This is a genomic window from Saccharophagus degradans 2-40, assembly GCF_000013665.1.
In the GTDB taxonomy this organism is placed as follows: domain Bacteria; phylum Pseudomonadota; class Gammaproteobacteria; order Pseudomonadales; family Cellvibrionaceae; genus Saccharophagus; species Saccharophagus degradans.
Window position 1 is genome coordinate 1,105,026 of the sequence record NC_007912.1, and the last position, 19,873, is coordinate 1,124,898.

Below are 19,873 nucleotides of genomic sequence, written 5' to 3' on the forward strand. Positions count from 1 at the left end.
GTGGCAATGACCGGTAGTCGCATAACAAAAAAACTGCCACCTAAACCGTCGAAAAAAACGCGTGGGGCAGTTTCTACAACCAAACGCAAGCCCGTAGCTGGCGAGCCCGGCAGGGTGAGGCGGTGGCTTGCAAATACAGCCAAGTGGTTAGTGTTGCCTTGCGCATGTATATGGTTGGTTGCGCAAGTTGATTGGTTGGCGTTGCGCGCCGAAGTGCAAGGTGTAGCAAACAAACCTTTAGCAAATATTAGTATTAAAGGTGAGTTTGAGTTTTTGGCAAAAGAGCGTATTCAGAGCATTGTTTCTGAATCGTTAAATGGCAACTTTGTTGATTTGAACCTGGTTGAAATCAAACAAAAAGTTGAAGCCGACCCATGGGTGTACGACGTGCGGCTGCAACGGGTGTGGCCAGATGGTTTAGTTATAACTGTTATAGAGCAAAAACCTATTGCGAGATGGGGTAACAGTGGTTTTATTAATCAATACGGTGCGTTAATCCATGTTGATAATAACGAGTCGTTAGAAAATTTGCCGTTATTGTTTGGCGATGAACATTTAAGTAACGAAATTGCGAAAACTTATTTGGAAATGGCAAGGCTTCTTGCTAGTCGTGGCCTAAACTTAAAAGGGGTGCAAGTAGATAGTAAACGCTCGTGGGAGTTGGTGTTAGATAACAGTATGTTGTTAGTGCTGGGCCAGGATGAAGTAACAGTAAAATTACAAAACTTTTTGCTTGTGTACGAAAAACATTTGGCAGGAGTGAAGCACAAAATTAAACGAGTGGATTTGCGTTACGAAAGTGGGCTGGCTGTTGAGTGGTACGAAGATACCGAGTCAACCAAAATAGTGAGCGCAACACATTAAAGATTTAAGTAAACGGGTAGGGTTTTAAAAAATGGCAAATGCAAACGGGGGCAAAATGATTGTCGGCCTAGATATCGGAACGTCTAAGGTTGTTGCGATTGTCGGGGAGATATCAGCCGAAGGCGAACTATCGATAGTTGGTATTGGCTCGCATAAATCGGTAGGCCTGAAAAAAGGCGTGGTGGTGAATATTGAATCCACGGTGCAAAGCATTCAGCGCGCTATTGAAGAGGCTGAATTGATGGCTGGCTGCTCTATCCACTCGGTATACGCCGGTATTGCTGGTAATCATATTCGCAGCTTGAATTCGCACGGTATTGTTGCAATTAAAGATCGCGAAGTATTCGCGCAGGATTTAGATCGCGTTATTGACGCTGCACAGGCCGTGGCTATTCCTGCCGATCAGCGCATATTACATATTCTGCCGCAAGAATATTTAATTGATGAACAAGAAGGCGTTAAAGAGCCGCTAGGCATGTCTGGTGTACGTTTAGAAGCCAAAGTGCATTTGGTAACTTGCGCCGTAAATGCATCGCAAAACATTGAGAAGTGTATTCGTCGCTGCGGCCTTGAAGTAGAAGATATTATTTTGGAGCAGCTGGCTTCAAGTTATGCAGTGCTTACCGACGACGAAAAAGAGCTCGGTGTATGTATGGTCGATATAGGTGGCGGTACAACCGATATCGCTATCTTTACCGAGGGTGCGATTCGCCATACGGGCGTTATCCCCATTGCAGGGGACCAAGTGACGAACGATATTGCAATGGCGTTGCGCACGCCTACGCAATATGCCGAGGAAATAAAAATTAAATACGCGTGTGCGCTGGCAAAATTAACCGGCGCCGAAGAAACAATAAAAGTGCCGAGTGTTGGCGATAGACCCGCGAGGGACTTATCTCGCCAAGCTTTGGCTGAAGTTGTGGAGCCGCGTTATGACGAATTGTTTACGCTTGTACAAGCAGAGCTTCGTCGCAGTGGGTTTGAAGATATGGTTGCAGCCGGCATTGTGTTAACTGGCGGCACCTCCAAAATGGAGGGCGTGGTTGATTTGGCTGAAGAGATTTTCCATATGCCTGTGCGCTTGGGCGCGCCTCAAGGTGTGAAAGGCTTAAAAGATATTGTAACTAACCCAATATATTCAACCGGCGTTGGCTTGTTGCTATACGGGGCGGAACAACAAAAAGGTGAAAGAGCTCACTCTACTCCGTCAGGAGAAAGTGCAGTTAGTCGTTTGAAATCTTGGTTTCAGCGCAATTTTTAAAACAAATTTAATAGATATCATGCGGCAGGGTAGACCCACCCTGCTGTTGATTTAACACTCGCAAGAGTAAGGAAAAAGGGGAACACAATTATGTTTGAACTAGTAGATAACATTCCACAAAACGCTGTTATTAAGGTGGTTGGCGTTGGCGGCGGCGGCGGTAACGCTGTTAAGCACATGATCGACAACTCTGTGGAAGGTGTAGAATTTATTTGCGCAAATACTGACGCCCAAGCGTTGAAAGATGTAGATGCGCGCACTGTATTACAGTTGGGTAATGCCATTACTAAAGGTTTGGGCGCTGGCGCAAATCCAGAAATTGGTCGCCAAGCTGCAATGGAAGATCGCGAGCGCATCGCCGAAGTATTAAGCGGTGCAGATATGGTATTCATTACCGCAGGTATGGGCGGTGGTACTGGTACAGGTGGTGCACCAGTTGTTGCAGAAGTCGCGCGCGAGTTAGGTATTTTAACCGTTGCTATCGTCACTAAGCCTTTCCCATTTGAAGGTAAAAAACGATTGGCTATCGCAGAAGAAGGTATTAAGCAATTACAGGATCGCGTGGATTCTTTAATCACTATTCCTAACGAAAAGCTACTTTCTGTGTTAGGTAAAGCAACCAGTTTGTTAGATGCATTTAAAGCTGCAAACAATGTATTGCTTGGCGCGGTGCAAGGTATTGCAGATTTAATTATTCGCCCTGGTATGATCAACGTCGATTTTGCAGATGTACGTACAGTTATGTCTGAAATGGGAATGGCGATGATGGGTAGCGGCTACGCAAAAGGTGAAAACCGCGCGCGTGAAGCAGCAGAAGCGGCTATTCGCAGCCCGTTACTTGAAGACGTTAACTTGCACGGTGCCAAAGGTATTTTGGTTAACATTACCGCCGGTATGGACTTGTCTTTGGGTGAATTCACCGAAGTGGGTGATACCATTGAAGAGTTCGCATCTGGTGATGCAACTGTAGTAGTGGGTACTGTTATCGACCCTGAAATGTCTGAAGAAATTCGCGTTACCGTTGTAGCAACGGGTTTAGGTGCTGTGGGTGCTAAGTTAGAAACCAAGCCTGCAGAAACTAAAGTAGTTATCGACAACACTCGCGGTGCCGACGGCAAACCAAACTATGCAGCCTTGGATAAGCCAACTGTTATGCGTTCTAACCCAACGCGCCAGGCAACTGCGGCGGCAGCATTGGACGCCCAAGACAAAGACATGGAATACCTAGATATTCCAGCATTTTTGCGTAAGCAAGCAGACTAATAAGGCGGCTAACACTTAGCGTATAAATGGTTTAGTCGTTGCTGTTTGGTGTTATAAAAAGCTTAGGTTCGGAGTTCCCCACTCCCTAAGCTTGGTTGCGCCTATATAAAACCATTTTGTGAATTGCTCTTGATAATTGGCAATTCGACGGAATTAATTAAGTATTGCCCGAACTCATACTGGCACCTTGGGTCTAAGGTTTGCAGGCGTAGTAAGGGCAGTTTTAATAAACGGAATGGTGGCAGCGGTAAGCAAAGATAGGGATATTTGCTGCTGATTAAAACTTAACCAAAGCGCTGGAGGTGCATCATTCTTTCTGGTATGATGCGCGCCGCTTTTCCAGCTCCACACATAGAGTCATATAGATGATCAAGCAAAGAACCTTAAAAAACGAAATTCGCGCTACTGGAGTTGGGTTACACACAGGTCAAAAAGTGTATTTGACCCTGTTACCAGCACCTGTTGATGCCGGAATAGTTTTTCGCCGGGTAGATTTGAATCCTGTGGTGGAAATTCCTGCGAAAGCGGCCAATGTTGGCGATACCACTCTGTCTACAACCCTTATTCAAGATGGTGTGCGGGTGTCTACCGTAGAGCATCTGCTATCTGCAATGGCGGGGTTGGGCATCGATAATGCCATTATTGAAGTAAGTGCCGACGAAGTGCCAATTATGGACGGCAGTGCCGGCCCATTTGTGTTTCTAATTCAGTCTGCTGGCATCGTTGAGCAAAATGCGGCCAAAAAGTTTATTCGTATTAAAAAGCCTATCACCGTTCAAGATGGCGATAAAAGCGCAAGTTTTCTGCCTTTTGAAGGTTTTAAGGTTTCTTTTACCATTGATTTCGACCACCCCGTATTTCGCGGGCGCAAATTAGATGCCACGGTCGATTTTTCAAGCACTTCGTTTGTAAAAGAGGTGTCTCGTGCGCGCACTTTCGGGTTTATGCACGAAATTGAATATTTGCGCTCCAAAGGCTTGGCCAAAGGCGGCAGCGTAGATAACGCCATTGTGGTTGATAAGTTTCGAATTTTGAACGAAGACGGTCTGCGCTACGAAGATGAGTTTGTAAAACACAAAATTCTAGATGCAATTGGCGATTTGTACTTATTGGGTACAAGCCTTATTGGTGAATATAAGGCGTACAAGTCTGGTCACGGCTTGAACAATAAATCGCTTTTGGAGTTAATCAAGCAGGAAGATGCTTGGGAAATGGTAACTTTCGAAGATGACGAAGTTGCGCCAATCTCTTACATTAAGCCGTTACTAGCTGTGTAGCTGTAATTAGGCTTGTTGAAAAAGGCGCCATTTGGCGCTTTTTTACGTTTTATAAGCTCAAAATTTGGTCTGGCCTGGAGTTGAAAAACGTAAAGCTGGCACACATTTACGGCCATAACCTCAACGAAAGTTGAAATGCTGTGGTTAAATGTGCCATAGTCTTGACCCGTGTGATTTAAGTCTCATATAAATCTTGCAGCTAGTGCGAGATTGAACAATTATTATACTAACGGTTTGTTGTGAGCGGCCCTGTTTTATTCGGTTTTGTAACTATTTTCATGGTTTGAGCAAGAATAATAATGCGCTGAGCGTCAATAGGCTCCCTTTTACTCACTAAGTGCACATGCGATTCGATCAATGAAAATTATCGTCGTAAGTAAACGTCACGGAAACACTCGCAGCTTTACGCTGGGAGCGTGGAAGCGTGCGCTTATCTCAGCCTGTATATTGGGGCTGCCGGTGGGTATAACGCTAGGCGCCTTGAAGTACTTTGACACCGAGTCCGACTCCGAATTTCTCAACCCAGGATCTCGTCAAGCATGGGTAGCCGCGCTAAACGAGCAAGCTCAGCAAGTAGAGCAAGCGCGACTGCAAACAGAGCAAAAACTCGCGGCATTAACCATGCGAGTGGCCGAACTGCAGGCTAGGCTGGTTAGGATTGATGCACTGGGTGAGCGACTAACCGGTATGGCTCACCTCGATAACGGTGAGTTCGATTTTAGTCAGATGCCAGCTCTAGGTGGCCCCGAGCAGGCAATAGAAGAAGAACACGTTACCGCCCCCGATTTTCAAGCTACCCTCGATCAGCTTGCCTCTCAAATAGAAGACCGCCAACAGCAGCTTAATACCCTCGAAGCACTGCTTGCCAACCGCAAGTTACAAGATGAAGTGTTTTTGGCTGGGCGCCCTATTAATAAAGGGTGGATGTCCTCCCGTTTTGGCCGCCGCACAGACCCGTTTACAGGGCGTGTAGCATGGCATGAAGGTGTCGATTTTGCGGGTAAAGAAGGCAGCGATATTGTCGCGGTGGCTTCTGGGGTAGTTACTTGGTCTAGCGAGCGCAGCGGTTACGGTAACTTGGTAGAAATTAACCATGGTAACGGCTATAAAACCCGTTACGGCCACTGCAAAGAAAATCTTGTTAAAGTGGGCGATGTTGTTAAGAAAGGCCAAGTTATAGCTTTAATGGGTTCAAGTGGCCGTTCAACAGGCCCCCATGTACATTTCGAAGTCTACAAGCACGGTCGCGCAGTCGACCCATCTACTTATATTCATCGGGCAAGTCGTTAACTACGCCGCCATTTCACACCTTTTTCACACTTTCCTCATCAAATTGCTATAAAATCTCGCGTTTTTGGGAGTGCTTTCTGGCGCGGGGCCCTCATTTTGGATTGGTATAACTATGTTTGGCAAAATATTACGCAGCATCTTTGGCTCTAAAAACGATCGTGAATTAAAGCGAATGGGCAAGCAGGTAAAACTCATTAATGAGTTAGAGTCTACTTTCGTGAAGCTAACGGATGAAGAGCTAAAAGCTAAAACGGCTGAGTTTAAAAAACGACATCAAGATGGCGAAAGCTTAAATGCGCTGCTGCCCGAAGCTTTTGCCGCTGCTAGAGAAGCGAGTAAGCGCGTTATGGGTATGCGCCATTTTGATGTACAGCTTATTGGTGGTATGACGCTGCACGAGGGCTGCATAGCTGAGATGCGCACTGGTGAGGGTAAAACCCTTATGGCGACACTCGCAGCCTACTTAAACGCAATTTCGGGCAAGGGTGTGCATATTGTTACTGTGAACGACTACCTTGCTCGCCGCGACGCTAATTGGATGACACCACTATACGCCGCGCTAGGGCTGACTACTGGGTCTGTGTATTCAATGCAGCCACAGCAGGAGAAGCGTGAAGCATACGCAGCCGACATTACTTACGGCACTAACAACGAGTTCGGTTTTGATTATTTGCGCGACAATATGGCGTTGCGTAAAGAAGATCGCATGCAGCGCCCATTAAACTTTGCCATTGTGGATGAGGTGGATTCGATCCTTATCGATGAGGCTCGTACTCCATTGATTATTTCTGGGGCAGCAGAAGATAGCTCTGAGCTGTACCGCGCCATAAATAAGTTTATCCCTTCGCTGAAGCGCCAAGAAATTGTTGAAAAAGGCGAAGAGCCCAGTGAATTAGGCCATTACACCCTAGACGAGAAAACGCGTCAGGTAGAGCTTACCGAAATGGGCCATGAGGTTATCGAGGATACACTTACTAAAGCGGGCCTGCTGAAAGAAGATGATAGCTTGTACGCCGCTGGCAATTTAGGTTTATTGCATCACGTGTACGCCGCACTAAAAGCGCATGTGCTTTTCCATCGCAATGTTGAATATATTATTCAAAACGATCAGGTCGTGCTTATCGATGAGCATACGGGTCGTACTATGGCGGGGCGGAGGTTGTCTGAAGGTTTGCACCAAGCTTTGGAAGCCAAAGAAGGCCTGCAAATTCAGGCAGAGAGCCAAACGCTTGCTTCTACAACTTTCCAGAACTATTTTCGTATTTATCCCAAGCTCTCTGGTATGACCGGTACAGCGGATACTGAAGCGTTTGAGTTCCGTCATATTTACGGTTTAAATGTTGTGGTAATCCCAACCAATAAACCTATTCAGCGTACAGACTTGAACGACCTTGTATTCTTGTCGGTGGAAGAAAAGTACGAAGCGATTGTGCGCGATGTTAATGAGTACCGCGCTAAAGGTGTACCGGTATTGGTGGGTACGGCGTCGGTTGAAACATCCGAGGCGATGTCTGAGCGTTTAAAAAAGGCGGATATCCCCCACGAAGTACTTAACGCAAAACAGCATGAGCGCGAAGCTGAAATTATTGCCAATGCGGGCCGTCCAGGTAATGTGACCATCGCAACCAACATGGCTGGCCGTGGCACCGATATTGTATTGGGTGGTAACCTTGAGGCTGAACTGGCTAAATTGGAAAACCCAACAGAAGAGCAAATTGCCAAGGTGAAGAGCGAGTGGCAAACCCGTCACGACCAAGTCGTTGCCGCGGGTGGTTTGCATATTATTGGAACCGAACGCCACGAATCTCGCCGCATTGATAACCAGTTACGCGGTCGTGCAGGGCGTCAGGGCGACCCTGGTTTGTCTCGCTTCTACCTATCTTTAGAAGACAACTTGATGCGTATATTCGCGTCGGATCGCATGCGCAGCTTTATGCAATCTATCGGTATGGAGAAAGGCGAAGCGATTGAGCACCGCATGGTGACTAACGCCATCGAAAAAGCTCAGCGCAAAGTGGAAGGGCGGAACTTCGACTACCGTAAGCAAATATTGGAATACGATGATGTTGCTAACGATCAGCGCCGTGTAATTTACTCGCAGCGTAATGAATTGTTAGATGCCGACGAAATCCACGACGCTATTGATGGTATTCGTCAAGATGTTATAGCTGATGTGATTGCAGGCTTCATTCCACCACAAAGTGTAGAAGAGCAATGGGATGTGGCGGGGCTGGAGCAAAGCTTAGCCAACGAATACGGAGTGCAACTGCCTATTCAAAAATGGTTGGATGATGACGATAAGCTAAATGAAGAGAGCTTGCGCGATAAGATTACCCAAGCAATGGATGATGCTTACAATGTTAAGCGCGAGCAGTTGGGCAACTCCGTTGTCATGCTAGAAAAACAATTGATGCTGCATGTATTGGATCAGTTGTGGAAAGAGCACCTACAAAACATGGATCACTTGCGTCAAGGTATTGGGTTACGTGCGTACGCACAGAAAAACCCCAAGCAAGAATACAAGCGCGAATCGTTTGAAATGTTCCAGACCTTGCTAGAGAGCTTAAAGCACGACGTTATTCGCCTGTTGTTCCGCGTGCAGCCCATGACCGAAGAACAAATGAATGAAATGGAAAAGCGCAGGCAAGAAGAGGCCGAGCGTCAGCGTCAAAGAATGCAGCTTCGTCACGCAGAAGCGCCTTCGCAGTTAGCGGCGCCAGCCACCCCAGCCACACCAGAAGAGCTAAGCGAACTCAAGCCAGAGCGCCCCTATGTGCGCGGCGGCTCTAAAGTTGGCCGTAACGACCCGTGCCCATGTGGTTCGGGCCAAAAATATAAATCTTGCCACGGCAAGTTGACGGGCTAAGCGCCCACTTTGTAGCGGAGTAGTTAAATGGCTGTTGGTCCAGATATTTGGCCGGAAATGCACATTATTGATGGTGTGCGTATTGGCGTTGCCCAAGGCGGTATTAAGCGTGCTGGTCGCGATGATGTTACTTTGTTTGAAATTTGCGAAGGCGCGCGCGTAGCTGGGGTTTTTACGCAAAATGCGTTTTGTGCCGAGCCGGTAAAAATTGCCAAGCAGCATTTGGCAAAACAAAATGTACGCTACTTATTAATTAATTCCGGTAATGCCAATGCCTGTACGGGCAAACTAGGTAATGCTGCTGCAATGAAAACTTGCAACGCCCTAGCGGGGCTTACCCAGGTAGATGCCAGTTCTGTTATTCCTTTTTCTACAGGTGTAATTGGCGAGCTATTGCCAGCAGATAAAATTATTAACGTGTTGCCGCAAGCCATAGAGTCTTTAGATGCCGACAACTGGACGCGTGCCGGTCGCTCTATAATGACAACCGATACTCGCCCTAAAGGCGCTTCGTGTGAAGTTAACCTTGGCGATAAGGTCGTTAAAATTACCGGTATTTCCAAGGGTGCCGGTATGATCAACCCCAATATGGCGACCATGCTGGCTTATATTGCAACAGATGCTGATGTAGATCAGGCATTGTTAAACAAGCTTGCAAAGCGCGCGGCTAATTTATCTTTTAATCGCATAACCATTGATGGCGACACCTCCACTAACGACGCATGTATGGTGATAGCAACGGGCAAAGCAGGTAATGCAACGCTTGTGGATGAGGCTTCACCAGAGGCAGAAACGTTTGCTTTTGCTCTTATCGATGTATATCAGCAGTTAGCCCAGCAAATTGTTCGCGATGGCGAGGGGGCGACTAAGTTTATTTCTGTGCATGTGCGCGGCGGTGCTACACATCAAGAGTGTGTAGATGTTGCTTATGCAATTGCTCATTCACCACTCATTAAAACGGCTATGTTTGCTTCCGACCCAAACTGGGGGCGCATTATTTGTGCAATAGGTTACGCCGGTGTGCCTAACCTCGACGTAGATGGTGTAAAAGTTTGGTTAGACGAAACGCTTATTGTGGAAGATGGTGGTCGTGCGGCTTCTTATACTGAAGAGCAAGGCCAAGCCGTAGTCAGCAAGGCTGAGTTTGCTATTAATGTGGATTTAGGGCGTGGCGATTTTGAAGACGTTATTTGGACATCTGACTTATCTCATGAATATATCCGAATAAATGCCGAATACCGAAGCTAACCTCGTTCATGTTGCCGTGGGTGTCATAAAAGATGCTAGCGACAACATTTTGATTGCCAAGCGCCCCGAGCATGTTCATATGGGCGGACGTTGGGAATTCCCTGGCGGCAAAGTAGAGCGTAATGAATCTGTAGCTGCCGCGCTTGCTCGCGAGCTACATGAAGAGCTGGGTATTGATATAACCGGCGACTCGCGTATTACCCCTCTTATCACTATTCGTCACCAATATGCTGATAAAACCGTATTACTCGATGTACGCATAGTAGAGCAATTTGGTGGTGAGCCAACAGGTAAAGAGGGGCAGCCATTGCGCTGGGTTCCTGTTGCTAGCTTGCAAGACTATACCTTCCCTGATGCTAATTACCCCATTATTAGCGCGCTCCAGTTGCCTCGTATACTCCCCATTTCGCCAGCCTTTTTAAGCCTTGCCGATTGCGACGCTCTGAGTGAGTTTTATGTGCAACAGCGATATACGCTCTGGCATATGCGTTCGCCCAATTGTGAGCGTGAAGTTTTTATCAAAGCGATAAATCGCGCAGTTGAAAGTGTCGGCGTTGAAGTAGGTATTACGGTTAATGCCTCTGTGGCAGAGTACGAGCGAGTTAACGCCTTGCATTTACATTTAAACTCGGCGCAGCTTTTGTCATTAAAGGCGAGGCCGCAGCTTCGTTCGGGTGGCTTACTTAGCGCTTCGTGCCATAACCTTGAAGAATTGAACGCCGCTCACAAGCTTGGAGTGGAATACGTGCTCTTTTCGCCCGTGAATGCTACAGCTTCGCATCCTAGTGCAAATGCTGCAGGGTGGAGTGCTCTGCAAGCGTTTTGCGCTGCTGCGCGCGTACCGGTTTATGCGTTGGGTGGAGTGGGGGAGTGTGATGTAGGTAAGGCGATCGCTTGTGGCGCTCAGGGCGTCGCGGGTATATCCGCTTTTAGCCCTTTAGCAAATATTGGTATTGGGCAGGGAGTCTAATCTCGCTCAAACTCCGACGACCAACAATCGTCGATATCTTCGTCTTCTGTAAGCTCTTGCCCTTTAATGGCGTGCCTTTCTTCTGCCCAATCACCAAAATCTATCATTTGGCAGCGCTTGCTGCAGAACGGTCGGTTGGGAAAGTCGGTGGTCATAAGCACCTGTTTTTTACAGGTTGGGCAGGCTACTGCTAGTGTTTTTACATTCATTTTTCTACTTCTGCTCGATTGCTGTGGCCAACATTGTAAATGTTTGATGAAGGGCCTGCACCTGTGAGTGGGTGTGTTCCAAAGTATGGCTGTTATCAATTACATAATCGGCCTTGGCGAGCCGAGCTTGGCGAGTAATTTGTTTTTGCATAATGGCTTGAATTTGCTCTACGCTTTGCCCGTCTCGTGCGCTCGCACGTTCAACTTGCTGCGCTTCGTCAACGTCCACTGCAACTATCTTGTCGGTGAGTGTGTACTGGTCGGTTTCGAGCAGTAACGGCGACGAGAGTATGACGTAAGGGGATTTGGCCGCACGTAAGCGCTGCACGGTAAGTTGCCTAATGGCTGGGTGGGTAACGGATTCAAGCCAGAGCCTTTCGCTATTGTCGGCAAAAACAATATCGCGCAGCTTCTTGCGGTTAAGGTTGCCGTCGGCAAGCAATATTTGAGGGCCGTAGCGTTGAGTTATGGCCTCAAGACAAGGTTGCTGTGGTTGCACCACTTCGCGGGCAATAAGGTCGGTGTCTACCACCTCAATACCAAGTGGCTCGAACATATTAGTGACAGTGGTTTTGCCGGACCCAATGCCACCGGTAACGCCAATAACTAACGCCATTATTGGCCGGTGGCGTAGGAAAGGTAAGCGCCGGTAATGGCGTCGCCCCAGAAGAAGGCTATCCAACCCGCTATGGCTAAATATGGGCCGAAAGGAATAGGCTTGTTTTTATCTTTGCCGAAAATAAGTATGCCGCCAATACCAATAATAGCGCCCACCGCAGACGACAAAATAATGATTACCGGCAGAGCTTGCCAGCCCATCCAAGCGCCAAGTGCCGCCAGTAACTTGAAATCCCCAAAGCCCATGCCCTCTTTGCCGGTTACAAGCTTAAACAACCAGAACACGCTCCAAAGCACTAGGTAGCCTGCAACAGCACCAATGACTGCACTTTGCAGGTCGGTAAAATGCCCTTGAGTATTCGCAAGTAGCCCCAGCCACAAAAGCGGTAGGGTAATGTTGTCTGGCAGTAGTTGGTGGTCTACATCAATTAACGTTAAAACCAGCAGGCTCCATGTTAATAGCAGTACCAAGCCTGCTTCTACCGTTAGCCCCAAGCTGTAAACAACCCAAATACTTAATACCGAAGTAACGAATTCAACTATAGGGTAGCGCAGCGATATTTTTACATTACACGCAGCGCACTTACCTTTTAGCAGTAAGTAACTAATAATGGGAATGTTTTGCCAGGCCTTAACAGGAGCCTTGCAGTTAGGGCAGTGTGACGCAGGAAAGGCAATATTGAAGGGTTCTGACTCTTGCTCGTTTTGTGCTGGAGTCTCGGCTTCGCCTTTAGAAGCCAGAAACTCTTTGCACTCCTGCTCCCAGCCTTTCATTAACGAGAGCGGGAGCCGGTAGATAACAACGTTTAAAAAGCTACCAATTGTGGCGCCGATAATGGCGACGACGAAATAGATGTAGGCAATTTGTAAGTTTGAAAAATGAGTGAAATCCACGCTTAAATTGCCTGCCCCATCATGAAGATAGGCAGGTACATCGCGATCATCATGCCGCCAACAAGTATTCCTAATACAGACATAATTAAAGGCTCTAATAACGCTGTAAGGTTATCGACAGAGTTGTCTACCGCTTCTTCATAGTAGCTGGCGACCTTGTCTAGCATTGTATCGAGCGCGCCCGACTCTTCGCCGATAGCCGTCATTTGTATGAGTAGTGCCGGAAACTTACCTGTGTTTGTTAGGGCAACATTTAGTGGTGTACCAGTGGATACTTCGTCCCTCACTTTTTCTACAGCGACAGTGTAGACCGAATTCCCTGTTGCGCCTGCTACAGATTGAAGTGCATCGATTAGGGGGACGCCGGCGGCAAATGTGGTTGAGAGTGTTCGGCCAAACCTAGCCATAACGGATTGGTTGATAATGATGCCTACTATGGGGGCTTTAAGCATCACTCTGTCGACTCCATCAGAGAAGGCTTTGCTTTTCTCTCGGGCTTTTTTAAAGCAAACTACGGCTGCGACCACGATGACAATTATTTGTAGCCAGTATTCCTGGGCAGCGTCAGACATGCCAAGAACCATCATTGTAAAGGCTGGTAATTCCGCACCGAATGAGCTGAAGCTCGCAGCGAACTGCGGCACCACTTTGATCAAAAGAATCATGGAGACAATGCCGGCAACCACAAGTACTGCGATAGGATAAGTAAGAGCCTTTTTAATTTTGGCTTTTAGCTGCTCTGTTTTTTCTTTGTAGGTGGCAATCCTGTCTAGCATGGTTTCTAGAGCGCCGGATTGCTCGCCAGATTCTACTAAATTACAAAAAAGCTCGTCGAAATATTTTGGGTGTTTTCTAAGCGATGGGGCGAAGCCAGAGCCCGATGCGACGTCGTCTTTAATTTGACGAATAAGCTCGGCTAGCGATTTATTCTCCGAGCCATTTGATACTATTTCAAAGCTCTGTACTAATGGCACACCAGCTTTCATCATTGTAGCCATTTGCCGAGTAAATAGGGCAATATCCATTGGTTTAATGGGTTTGTTGCCACCACCAAACATAGGTTTAGGCTTTTTACGGATGCTCTTTGCTCTCACTCCTTGTTTTATAAGCTGGGCTTTAGCCATTGCTGAGCTAATGCTGGTTACAGACCCTTCTACCTTTTGGCCTTTTTTGTCGACACCCTTGTAAACAAAAACTTCGGTTGTTGTTGCCTTTGCCATGAATTAGTCCTTGGTTACTCGGTTTGCTTCTTCTAAGCTGGTTAGGCCTGTTGCCGCTTTGCGCAGTGCCGCAACCCGTAAGTTAAAAAAGCCGGCTTCTTTTGCTGCGTCGGCTATGTCGATTGCGCTGCCACCGCTCATTATAATGCGAGATATCTGTGGGGTAATGCGAACAACTTCATAAATACCTACGCGGCCTTTATAGCCGTTATTACATTTGTCGCACCCTTTGGGGTGAAAAAGTTGAAAATCTTTTCTATCTATACCTATATCGTCGAAGCCTTCTTCTGTTAATACCTCGTTAGTTATATCGTCGGCGGGTATCTTACATTCAGAGCATAATCGCCGAGCAAGACGCTGGGCAATAATCAGGCTTACGGTTGTTGCCACGTTAAACGTAGGAACCCCCATGTTCATTAGGCGCGTTAAAGTTTCAGCGGCACTGTTGGTGTGAAGCGTGGATAGCACTAAGTGACCTGTTTGCGCTGCTTTAATGCCAATTTCCGCTGTTTCTAGGTCGCGTATCTCGCCCACCATCACAATATCAGGGTCTTGACGAAGAAAGGAGCGTAAAGCTTCGGCAAATGTTAGCCCAACTTTATTACTAACGTTTACTTGGTTAATACCCTCAAGGTTGATTTCTACTGGGTCTTCCGCGGTAGAAATGTTTCGTTCCGGGGTGTTTAGTATATTCAGTCCCGTATAAAGAGATACTGTTTTACCTGAACCGGTTGGGCCAGTAACAAGAATCATGCCCTGTGGTTGATGGAGGGCATCCATAAATAGCTTTTTCTGAAAATCTTCGTAGCCTAAAGCGTCAATACCGAGCTTTGCACTGGATGGGTCTAAGATCCGCAACACCACTTTCTCGCCAAAAAGCGTTGGGAGAGTGTTTACACGAAAATCGATGGCGCGCGTTTTAGAGAGCTTCATTTTAATGCGGCCATCTTGGGGTACCCGCCGTTCAGATATGTCCATTTGCGACATAACTTTAAGTCGTGCAGATATTCTTGGTGCTAGGTTTGTTGGGGGTCTGGCTACTTCTTTGAGAATGCCGTCTGTTCTATATCGAACCCGATAGGTTTTCTCGTAAGGCTCAAAGTGAATATCTGAAGCACCTATTTTAATGGCATCTAGTAGCACTTTGTTTACAAACCGAACAATAGGGGTTTCATCTATTTCAGAGGTGTCTTCGCCTGGTGTTCTTCCTTCCTCGTCGACGGCCTCAATGTCCAAGCCGTCACCGTCTAAGCCTCCTAATGAATCGCTAAGGCTTTCTTCCTCTGCATTTAAATATGCTTCAATATAGGTGTTTAAGATATCTGCTTCGGCAAGTACTGCTTCTGTAGTTAATCCTGTATTGAATTTAATCTCATCGATAGCATGTAGATTGGTTGGATCTGTTAGGGCTACAAATAGCCGGTTCCCACGTTTAAAAAGGGGAAGGGCGTGATGTTTACTTATTAGCTTTTTGTCGACGAGGCCAACCGGTATGGAGTCTTTCCTAACTGCTCGTAAATCGCATAGGGGGGTGCCGAACTCTTCCGAGGCTGCTGTGGCTATAGTGAGGGCGCTAATGCCACTTTTTTGAGAAAGGTAAATAGGGAGTGGTAACTTGGCTTTTGTTGCTTCTTCAAGGGCTAGCCTCGCTTCTTCTTCGTTTAAAACGCTGTCTCTTACCAATCGCCTTGCTAGACCGCTAAGTACTATTGCTTGGCTACCCATGCTTGTTCACCCTAAGTTTACCTTTTTCTGTAATAAGCTTAGCTGACTATAGCTATATCTCAGTATTTTCAATCTATAAACTTTACCATTATTTTGAAGAAACGCTACTAACATACTGTATTTTTTACATTTTTTGGGGGGTAAGCGTGTTTATTGTAGTTCGTTGTCAAAAAAGGTTAGCTCAGTGACAAGAAATGTCACTTCCATTATGGGTTTATGTGGGGAGAGTTTCCCTTTGAGAGAACTATCTAGGCGTTGAGGTCTGTGTTTTCTGGATTGGGAGGTGGCTTGTTGGAACTGGCACACTTTATGTATGTTGATATCGTGCAAGTTACAACACCCCTATGAGGAATTCAAAATGAAGAAAGTTCAACAAGGTTTTACTCTAATCGAATTAATGATCGTGGTAGCGATTATCGGTATTTTGGCTGCAATCGCGTTACCTGCGTATAACGATTACACCACTCGTGCAAAAGTTTCTGAAGGTATTGGTTTGGCTGCTGCAGCTAAGTCTGCGGTGAGTGAGTATCGTATTTCTTTGGCTGCATACCCCACAAACAACACTCTTGCTGGTCTTCCTACTCAGATTGCTAGTAAATATGTATCGAGTGTGAATGTTGGAGCTGGAGGTATAATTACTGTGGGTTATAAGGCTGCTGCAGGTGTTACAGCTGCTTCAACTATTATATTTCGACCTACTTTTGCTACTGGAACTGTAGATTGGACATGTACTGGTGGTACTGTTCAGGATAGCTATCGCCCTTCCAACTGCCGTTAGTCTTTCTTTGGTGTCATAAGGGGGTATATGGCTTAAGCTATATACCCCCTTTCTATTTGTGGTCCATTCAATGCAAATTAACACCCAGCAATTTATAGCTACTGCGCTGTTTGCGCTTTCCTTATGTGCTAGTTATGTCGTTTTATCCCCTGGTTTGTCTGGTCCCTTTTTGCTAGATGATTTTGTGCACTTACCGAACATGGCGGTAAATGGGGGGGTGGATACCTGGTTGGATCTTAAGCGTTTTGTCTTTTCTATAGATACTTCAACGGGTAGGCCGTTGAGTTTGCTTACGTTTTTGATTAATGATTACACTTGGCCCTCCGATCCATACTCGTTTAAATACACTAACTTATTGATTCATTTGTTGAACGGTGTTTTGGTGTTTGTTTTTTGTAGGCAGCTTTTGTTTGCCCTTAATAGTGGCAACTCTGGAGTTAATCGGTTGCCTCTATTTCTGCCACTGCTTGTAATGTTTTTGTGGTTGATACACCCACTGCAAATTTCTTCTGTTTTTATGGTGATTCAGAGGATGACCCTGCTGATGGGCACTGTATCGTTGCTGTGTCTGATAGTGTTTATGAGCTGCAGGTCTCGAGTTTTTAATGTTAAAGATGCTTGGATCTGGGGGTTAACTTTATTGTTTGGTTTTTTATTGGCTTTAGGAATGCTGATAAAAGAAACCGTTTTAATGGTCTTGGTGTATGTGTTTGTTATTGAGTACACCCTTTTTTCTAATGGGAGGCAAGGGTGGCCTAAGTGGGCCCATAAACTAATTTGTTTCGTGGGAGTGTTGGGTTTGGCCTTACCTGTGTTCTATTATTTTGCCAGACTAGACTATATGAATGAGCTCTGGAGTCGTCGAGATTTCAGTGCTACTGAGCGAATGCTCAGTGAGTCGAGAGTTTTATTGGAGTATTTAAAAGGTACTTTGATTCCTTCGATGACTGCTAGCCCTTATCATGATGATTTTGAACCGTCCAGCGGGCTGTTTCAGCCATTTTCTACCTTTTTATGTGTAGTTGTAATTTCTTTTCTTTTAGGTGCGGCATTATATTTTAGGAGAGTGTTTTTAGTTTCATTCCCTATTTTTTGGTTTTTTGGGGGGCATTATTTGGAGTCAACCTTTTTACCAATTGAGCTTTATTTTGAACACAGGAATTATTTGCCAATACTAGGGGTTTTTATTGCGTTGGCGTTTGGTGTGGCTCGCTGTGAGGGGCGGCTTAAGCTGTTGCTTAGAGCTGCTGTAGGCGTTTACGTGGCCCTTTGTCTTGGTTTGGCTTTACTAGCATCCGCCCTTTGGGGGGACTCCGTTGCGCAAGCAAAGGTCTGGGCTGCAGAGCATCCTAATTCTAAGCGGGCGCAAGATCAGTTATTAAATCATTACATTAATATTGGTGACGCAGACGGTATAGATGGTGTTGTAAAGAATGTTATCTCAGTTCATGGTGATGAGTTACCTTCATTGCTTGTGGCATATTGGGTCCAGCAGTGTGTAAGGAAGGGTGAGATCACCTATGTGACTCGGGATAGAATTTTTTCCTTGGCTGAAAAGCAAATAATTAATGTTGGGGCGGCGCAGATGTTAAAAACATTTGATGCTGAGATAGGTCGAGAGCAATGTGTAGGGGTTGGCCCTAGCTTTTTGGTGGAGCTGGTCGGTACTATGCGAGAGGCTGGGAAGCTTGAGGGGGAGGTGATCCCTATAATTATTGCAATGCAAACTTTAGCTCGTGCTCATATACGGTTGCAGGAGGTAGAGGTTGGGGTAAAAATTCTTGGTGATGCTTATGAGGTAATGCCAAGGTATGACCTGCGTTTGCTGCAAGCTTATTATTCTGCGCAAATAGGAGATTTTGAGTTAGCTAAGCATTATGTAGAAGAGGCTAGATTGGCCCCAAAACATAATAGATATTCTCATCTATACAAAGAGGAGGATATCAAGGTAACGGAGGAGAGAATTAGACGCTTAGCCGAGGGGCGGACGTTTTAAGTATTGTATTGTGAGTGCAGAGATAAACAGGCTAAGCTCTGAAGTGAAAAACCAAATTCTGGCCAATATCGCGATCGCGATCGCGTCTTGATTCGAATAGCCTAGTATCAGAAGCAGGCTAACCATCGCGCCTTCTCGTGCTCCTAACCCGCCGGGAGCAATGAGAGTTAATATGCCTATTATAGCGCTTGCTCCAAACACTGCCGCTAGAATGGCGGGAGGGGGAGAACTCGTCGTCGCCCCCACTAAGCAGAAATATCCTGCGCCCCATAAAATCCAAGTTGCTGATCCGGCGCATAGTAGAGACGAGGATCTAGTTAGGCGGTAGGCTAGGGTGGTGCATAAAATTATTACTATGAGGCAGCCTATTGTAAGAATGAGGTTAGGTGGTGAGTGAGAGGATTTGTTAAATAAAAATATGGCGAAGAGAAAAAGGCTGACGGTTGCGCCTGCTAAAAGTGTAGCTACCTGATATTTAACTAGTGACTTTCCAATGGTGTTAATGTCTAAATTGTACTCTTTATGAATTATTGCCCCCCTTCCAATTAGCATCCAGATCTTTCCCGGAATATATTTGCCTAAAATACTTAGGTTTGCTGAAGTGTAGGCGTCAACATATTTAATGTTATTGGATGGGATTGAAGATTTCCATGCTTGGGCATCAGCTAGGTGTCCGGCCATCAATAGAGTGAAGCTGACACCTAGTAAGGTGTAAGATTTAATTTCGGGAATTGCTGTGAGATTAATTTGGTGTAAAAAATAGAGAACCCCAACTAGACTGGCTAAATAGAATAGTTTTAAGGTCCAGCTCAGCTTGGGCGAGAGGTTAATATTGTTTTCCTTTGTAGGGGGCTTTATCTTTAATTTTGACGCAGGGGGCGCCAACTGCAATTGAATTGGAGGGGATGTTTTTGCTAACAACAGAGTTGGCTCCTATTGCAACATTGTCTCCAATTTTGACTCCCGGCAGCACAACGCTATTCATGCCTATCCAAACGTTGTTGCCTATTTCTATTGGGTTGGCGCCAACCCATTTACTGTAGTCATTAATATCGTGATTTGAGCTAATCAGGCCTACGCCAGGACCAATCAAAACGTTGTTTCCTAGTTTTATACCAGATCTTCCTTGGATGTAGCAGTTGGGGCTAAGCCCTGGCGCTGAGTTAAGCCCAATTGTGATGTTTTTGGGGTAGAGGCACCTAGATGTGAAGTGAACTGGCCAAGGTGTTAGGAAGTTTATCCCGAGTAATTTTTGGAATATAAAATAATAGGCCAGAACATAGGTGGGGTATATTTCTGCTTTGGGGTAGACCCACCTCAGCCAGAAAAGCAGCGGTTCAGATATTCTTGCAGCCAATTTAAGCATGTGGTTTTTGCCTAGCCTATGATAGTCA

The 19,873-nt window shown here is 46.1% G+C and carries 17 protein-coding genes; 10 read left to right on the plus strand and 7 right to left on the minus strand.

The window, feature by feature from the left end:
- The first annotated feature begins 6 nt into the window (after positions 1-6).
- From SDE_RS04490 to SDE_RS04525, 8 genes are all read left to right on the plus strand, one after another.
- Positions 7-864, plus strand: coding sequence for a cell division protein FtsQ/DivIB (locus tag SDE_RS04490; protein WP_011467334.1), 858 nt, complete (start codon positions 7-9; stop codon positions 862-864).
- A 31-nt stretch (positions 865-895) separates the two neighbouring features.
- On the plus strand, positions 896-2,125 hold the full coding sequence (gene ftsA, locus SDE_RS04495; RefSeq protein ID WP_011467335.1) for a cell division protein FtsA: 1,230 nt from the start codon (positions 896-898) through the stop codon (positions 2,123-2,125).
- Positions 2,126-2,215: 90 nt separating this feature from the next.
- Positions 2,216-3,388 carry a cell division protein FtsZ gene (gene ftsZ / locus SDE_RS04500; protein WP_011467336.1) on the plus strand — a complete coding sequence of 391 codons (1,173 nt, stop codon included), beginning with the start codon at positions 2,216-2,218 and terminating at the stop codon, positions 3,386-3,388.
- Positions 3,389-3,753: 365 nt separating this feature from the next.
- Positions 3,754-4,665, plus strand: coding sequence for a UDP-3-O-acyl-N-acetylglucosamine deacetylase (lpxC, locus tag SDE_RS04505; protein WP_011467337.1), 912 nt, complete (start codon positions 3,754-3,756; stop codon positions 4,663-4,665).
- 357 nt (positions 4,666-5,022) lie between these two features.
- Complete coding sequence (locus SDE_RS04510; RefSeq protein WP_011467338.1) at positions 5,023-5,955, plus strand: M23 family metallopeptidase; 933 nt, start codon at positions 5,023-5,025, stop codon at positions 5,953-5,955.
- A 112-nt stretch (positions 5,956-6,067) separates the two neighbouring features.
- Positions 6,068-8,821, plus strand: a complete 2,754-nt coding sequence (secA, locus tag SDE_RS04515; RefSeq protein WP_011467339.1) for a preprotein translocase subunit SecA — start codon at positions 6,068-6,070, stop codon at positions 8,819-8,821.
- 27 nt (positions 8,822-8,848) lie between these two features.
- On the plus strand, positions 8,849-10,069 hold the full coding sequence (argJ, locus tag SDE_RS04520; RefSeq protein WP_011467340.1) for a bifunctional glutamate N-acetyltransferase/amino-acid acetyltransferase ArgJ: 1,221 nt from the start codon (positions 8,849-8,851) through the stop codon (positions 10,067-10,069).
- Positions 10,050-11,039 carry a Nudix family hydrolase gene (locus SDE_RS04525; protein WP_041324216.1) on the plus strand — a complete coding sequence of 330 codons (990 nt, stop codon included), beginning with the start codon at positions 10,050-10,052 and terminating at the stop codon, positions 11,037-11,039. Before argJ ends, SDE_RS04525 begins: the two co-directional genes overlap by 20 nt.
- Here SDE_RS04525 and SDE_RS04530 read toward each other — a convergent pair.
- Genes SDE_RS04530 through pilB form a run of 5 tightly spaced genes read right to left on the minus strand, consistent with a single transcriptional unit; the run spans position 11,036 to position 15,705 of the window.
- Positions 11,036-11,248 (minus strand): DNA gyrase inhibitor YacG, encoded by a 213-nt coding sequence (locus SDE_RS04530; RefSeq protein WP_011467342.1) that lies wholly within the window; start codon positions 11,246-11,248, stop codon positions 11,036-11,038. The two genes, SDE_RS04525 and SDE_RS04530, sit on opposite strands and share 4 nt — an antisense overlap.
- Before the next feature lie 4 nt (positions 11,249-11,252).
- On the minus strand, positions 11,253-11,864 hold the full coding sequence (gene coaE, locus SDE_RS04535; protein ID WP_011467343.1) for a dephospho-CoA kinase: 612 nt from the start codon (positions 11,862-11,864) through the stop codon (positions 11,253-11,255).
- Positions 11,864-12,760, minus strand: a complete 897-nt coding sequence (locus SDE_RS04540; RefSeq protein WP_011467344.1) for a prepilin peptidase — start codon at positions 12,758-12,760, stop codon at positions 11,864-11,866. Before SDE_RS04540 ends, coaE begins: the two co-directional genes overlap by 1 nt.
- Positions 12,761-12,762: 2 nt before the next feature.
- Positions 12,763-13,980 (minus strand): type II secretion system F family protein, encoded by a 1,218-nt coding sequence (locus SDE_RS04545; protein ID WP_011467345.1) that lies wholly within the window; start codon positions 13,978-13,980, stop codon positions 12,763-12,765.
- A 3-nt stretch (positions 13,981-13,983) separates the two neighbouring features.
- Positions 13,984-15,705: a type IV-A pilus assembly ATPase PilB gene (gene pilB / locus SDE_RS04550; protein ID WP_011467346.1), complete on the minus strand. Its 1,722-nt coding sequence runs from the start codon at positions 15,703-15,705 to the stop codon at positions 13,984-13,986.
- 358 nt (positions 15,706-16,063) lie between these two features.
- On the opposite strand from pilB, the gene SDE_RS04555 reads away from it, so the two are divergent.
- A complete protein-coding gene (locus SDE_RS04555) occupies positions 16,064-16,483 on the plus strand; it encodes a pilin (protein WP_011467347.1) in 420 nt (139 codons plus the stop codon).
- A 70-nt stretch (positions 16,484-16,553) separates the two neighbouring features.
- A complete protein-coding gene (locus tag SDE_RS04560) occupies positions 16,554-18,479 on the plus strand; it encodes a hypothetical protein (RefSeq protein ID WP_041324223.1) in 1,926 nt (641 codons plus the stop codon).
- Here the strand turns inward: SDE_RS04560 and SDE_RS04565 are convergent.
- Both SDE_RS04565 and SDE_RS04570 read right to left on the minus strand, forming a co-directional pair.
- Positions 18,456-19,400 (minus strand): lysylphosphatidylglycerol synthase domain-containing protein, encoded by a 945-nt coding sequence (locus SDE_RS04565; protein WP_158303854.1) that lies wholly within the window; start codon positions 19,398-19,400, stop codon positions 18,456-18,458. The genes SDE_RS04560 and SDE_RS04565 overlap by 24 nt on opposite strands.
- Entirely contained in the window at positions 19,306-19,845 is a 540-nt protein-coding gene (locus SDE_RS04570) for an acyltransferase (RefSeq protein ID WP_011467350.1), read from the minus strand. Before SDE_RS04570 ends, SDE_RS04565 begins: the two co-directional genes overlap by 95 nt.
- Between the last annotated feature and the right edge of the window lie 28 nt (positions 19,846-19,873).

Bases quoted from the DNA above. Each gene is read 5' to 3' on its own strand.
- SDE_RS04490 (WP_011467334.1), top strand. From the start codon at position 7: ATGACCGGTAGTCGCATAACAAAAAAACTGCCACCTAAACCGTCGAAA.
- ftsA (WP_011467335.1), top strand. From the start codon at position 896: ATGGCAAATGCAAACGGGGGCAAAATGATTGTCGGCCTAGATATCGGA.
- ftsZ (WP_011467336.1), top strand. From the start codon at position 2,216: ATGTTTGAACTAGTAGATAACATTCCACAAAACGCTGTTATTAAGGTG.
- lpxC (WP_011467337.1), top strand. From the start codon at position 3,754: ATGATCAAGCAAAGAACCTTAAAAAACGAAATTCGCGCTACTGGAGTT.
- SDE_RS04510 (WP_011467338.1), top strand. From the start codon at position 5,023: ATGAAAATTATCGTCGTAAGTAAACGTCACGGAAACACTCGCAGCTTT.
- secA (WP_011467339.1), top strand. From the start codon at position 6,068: ATGTTTGGCAAAATATTACGCAGCATCTTTGGCTCTAAAAACGATCGT.
- argJ (WP_011467340.1), top strand. From the start codon at position 8,849: ATGGCTGTTGGTCCAGATATTTGGCCGGAAATGCACATTATTGATGGT.
- SDE_RS04525 (WP_041324216.1), top strand. From the start codon at position 10,050: ATGCCGAATACCGAAGCTAACCTCGTTCATGTTGCCGTGGGTGTCATA.
- SDE_RS04530 (WP_011467342.1), bottom strand. From the start codon at position 11,248: ATGAATGTAAAAACACTAGCAGTAGCCTGCCCAACCTGTAAAAAACAG.
- coaE (WP_011467343.1), bottom strand. From the start codon at position 11,864: ATGGCGTTAGTTATTGGCGTTACCGGTGGCATTGGGTCCGGCAAAACC.
- SDE_RS04545 (WP_011467345.1), bottom strand. From the start codon at position 13,980: ATGGCAAAGGCAACAACAACCGAAGTTTTTGTTTACAAGGGTGTCGAC.
- pilB (WP_011467346.1), bottom strand. From the start codon at position 15,705: ATGGGTAGCCAAGCAATAGTACTTAGCGGTCTAGCAAGGCGATTGGTA.
- SDE_RS04555 (WP_011467347.1), top strand. From the start codon at position 16,064: ATGAAGAAAGTTCAACAAGGTTTTACTCTAATCGAATTAATGATCGTG.
- SDE_RS04560 (WP_041324223.1), top strand. From the start codon at position 16,554: ATGCAAATTAACACCCAGCAATTTATAGCTACTGCGCTGTTTGCGCTT.
- SDE_RS04570 (WP_011467350.1), bottom strand. From the start codon at position 19,845: ATGCTTAAATTGGCTGCAAGAATATCTGAACCGCTGCTTTTCTGGCTG.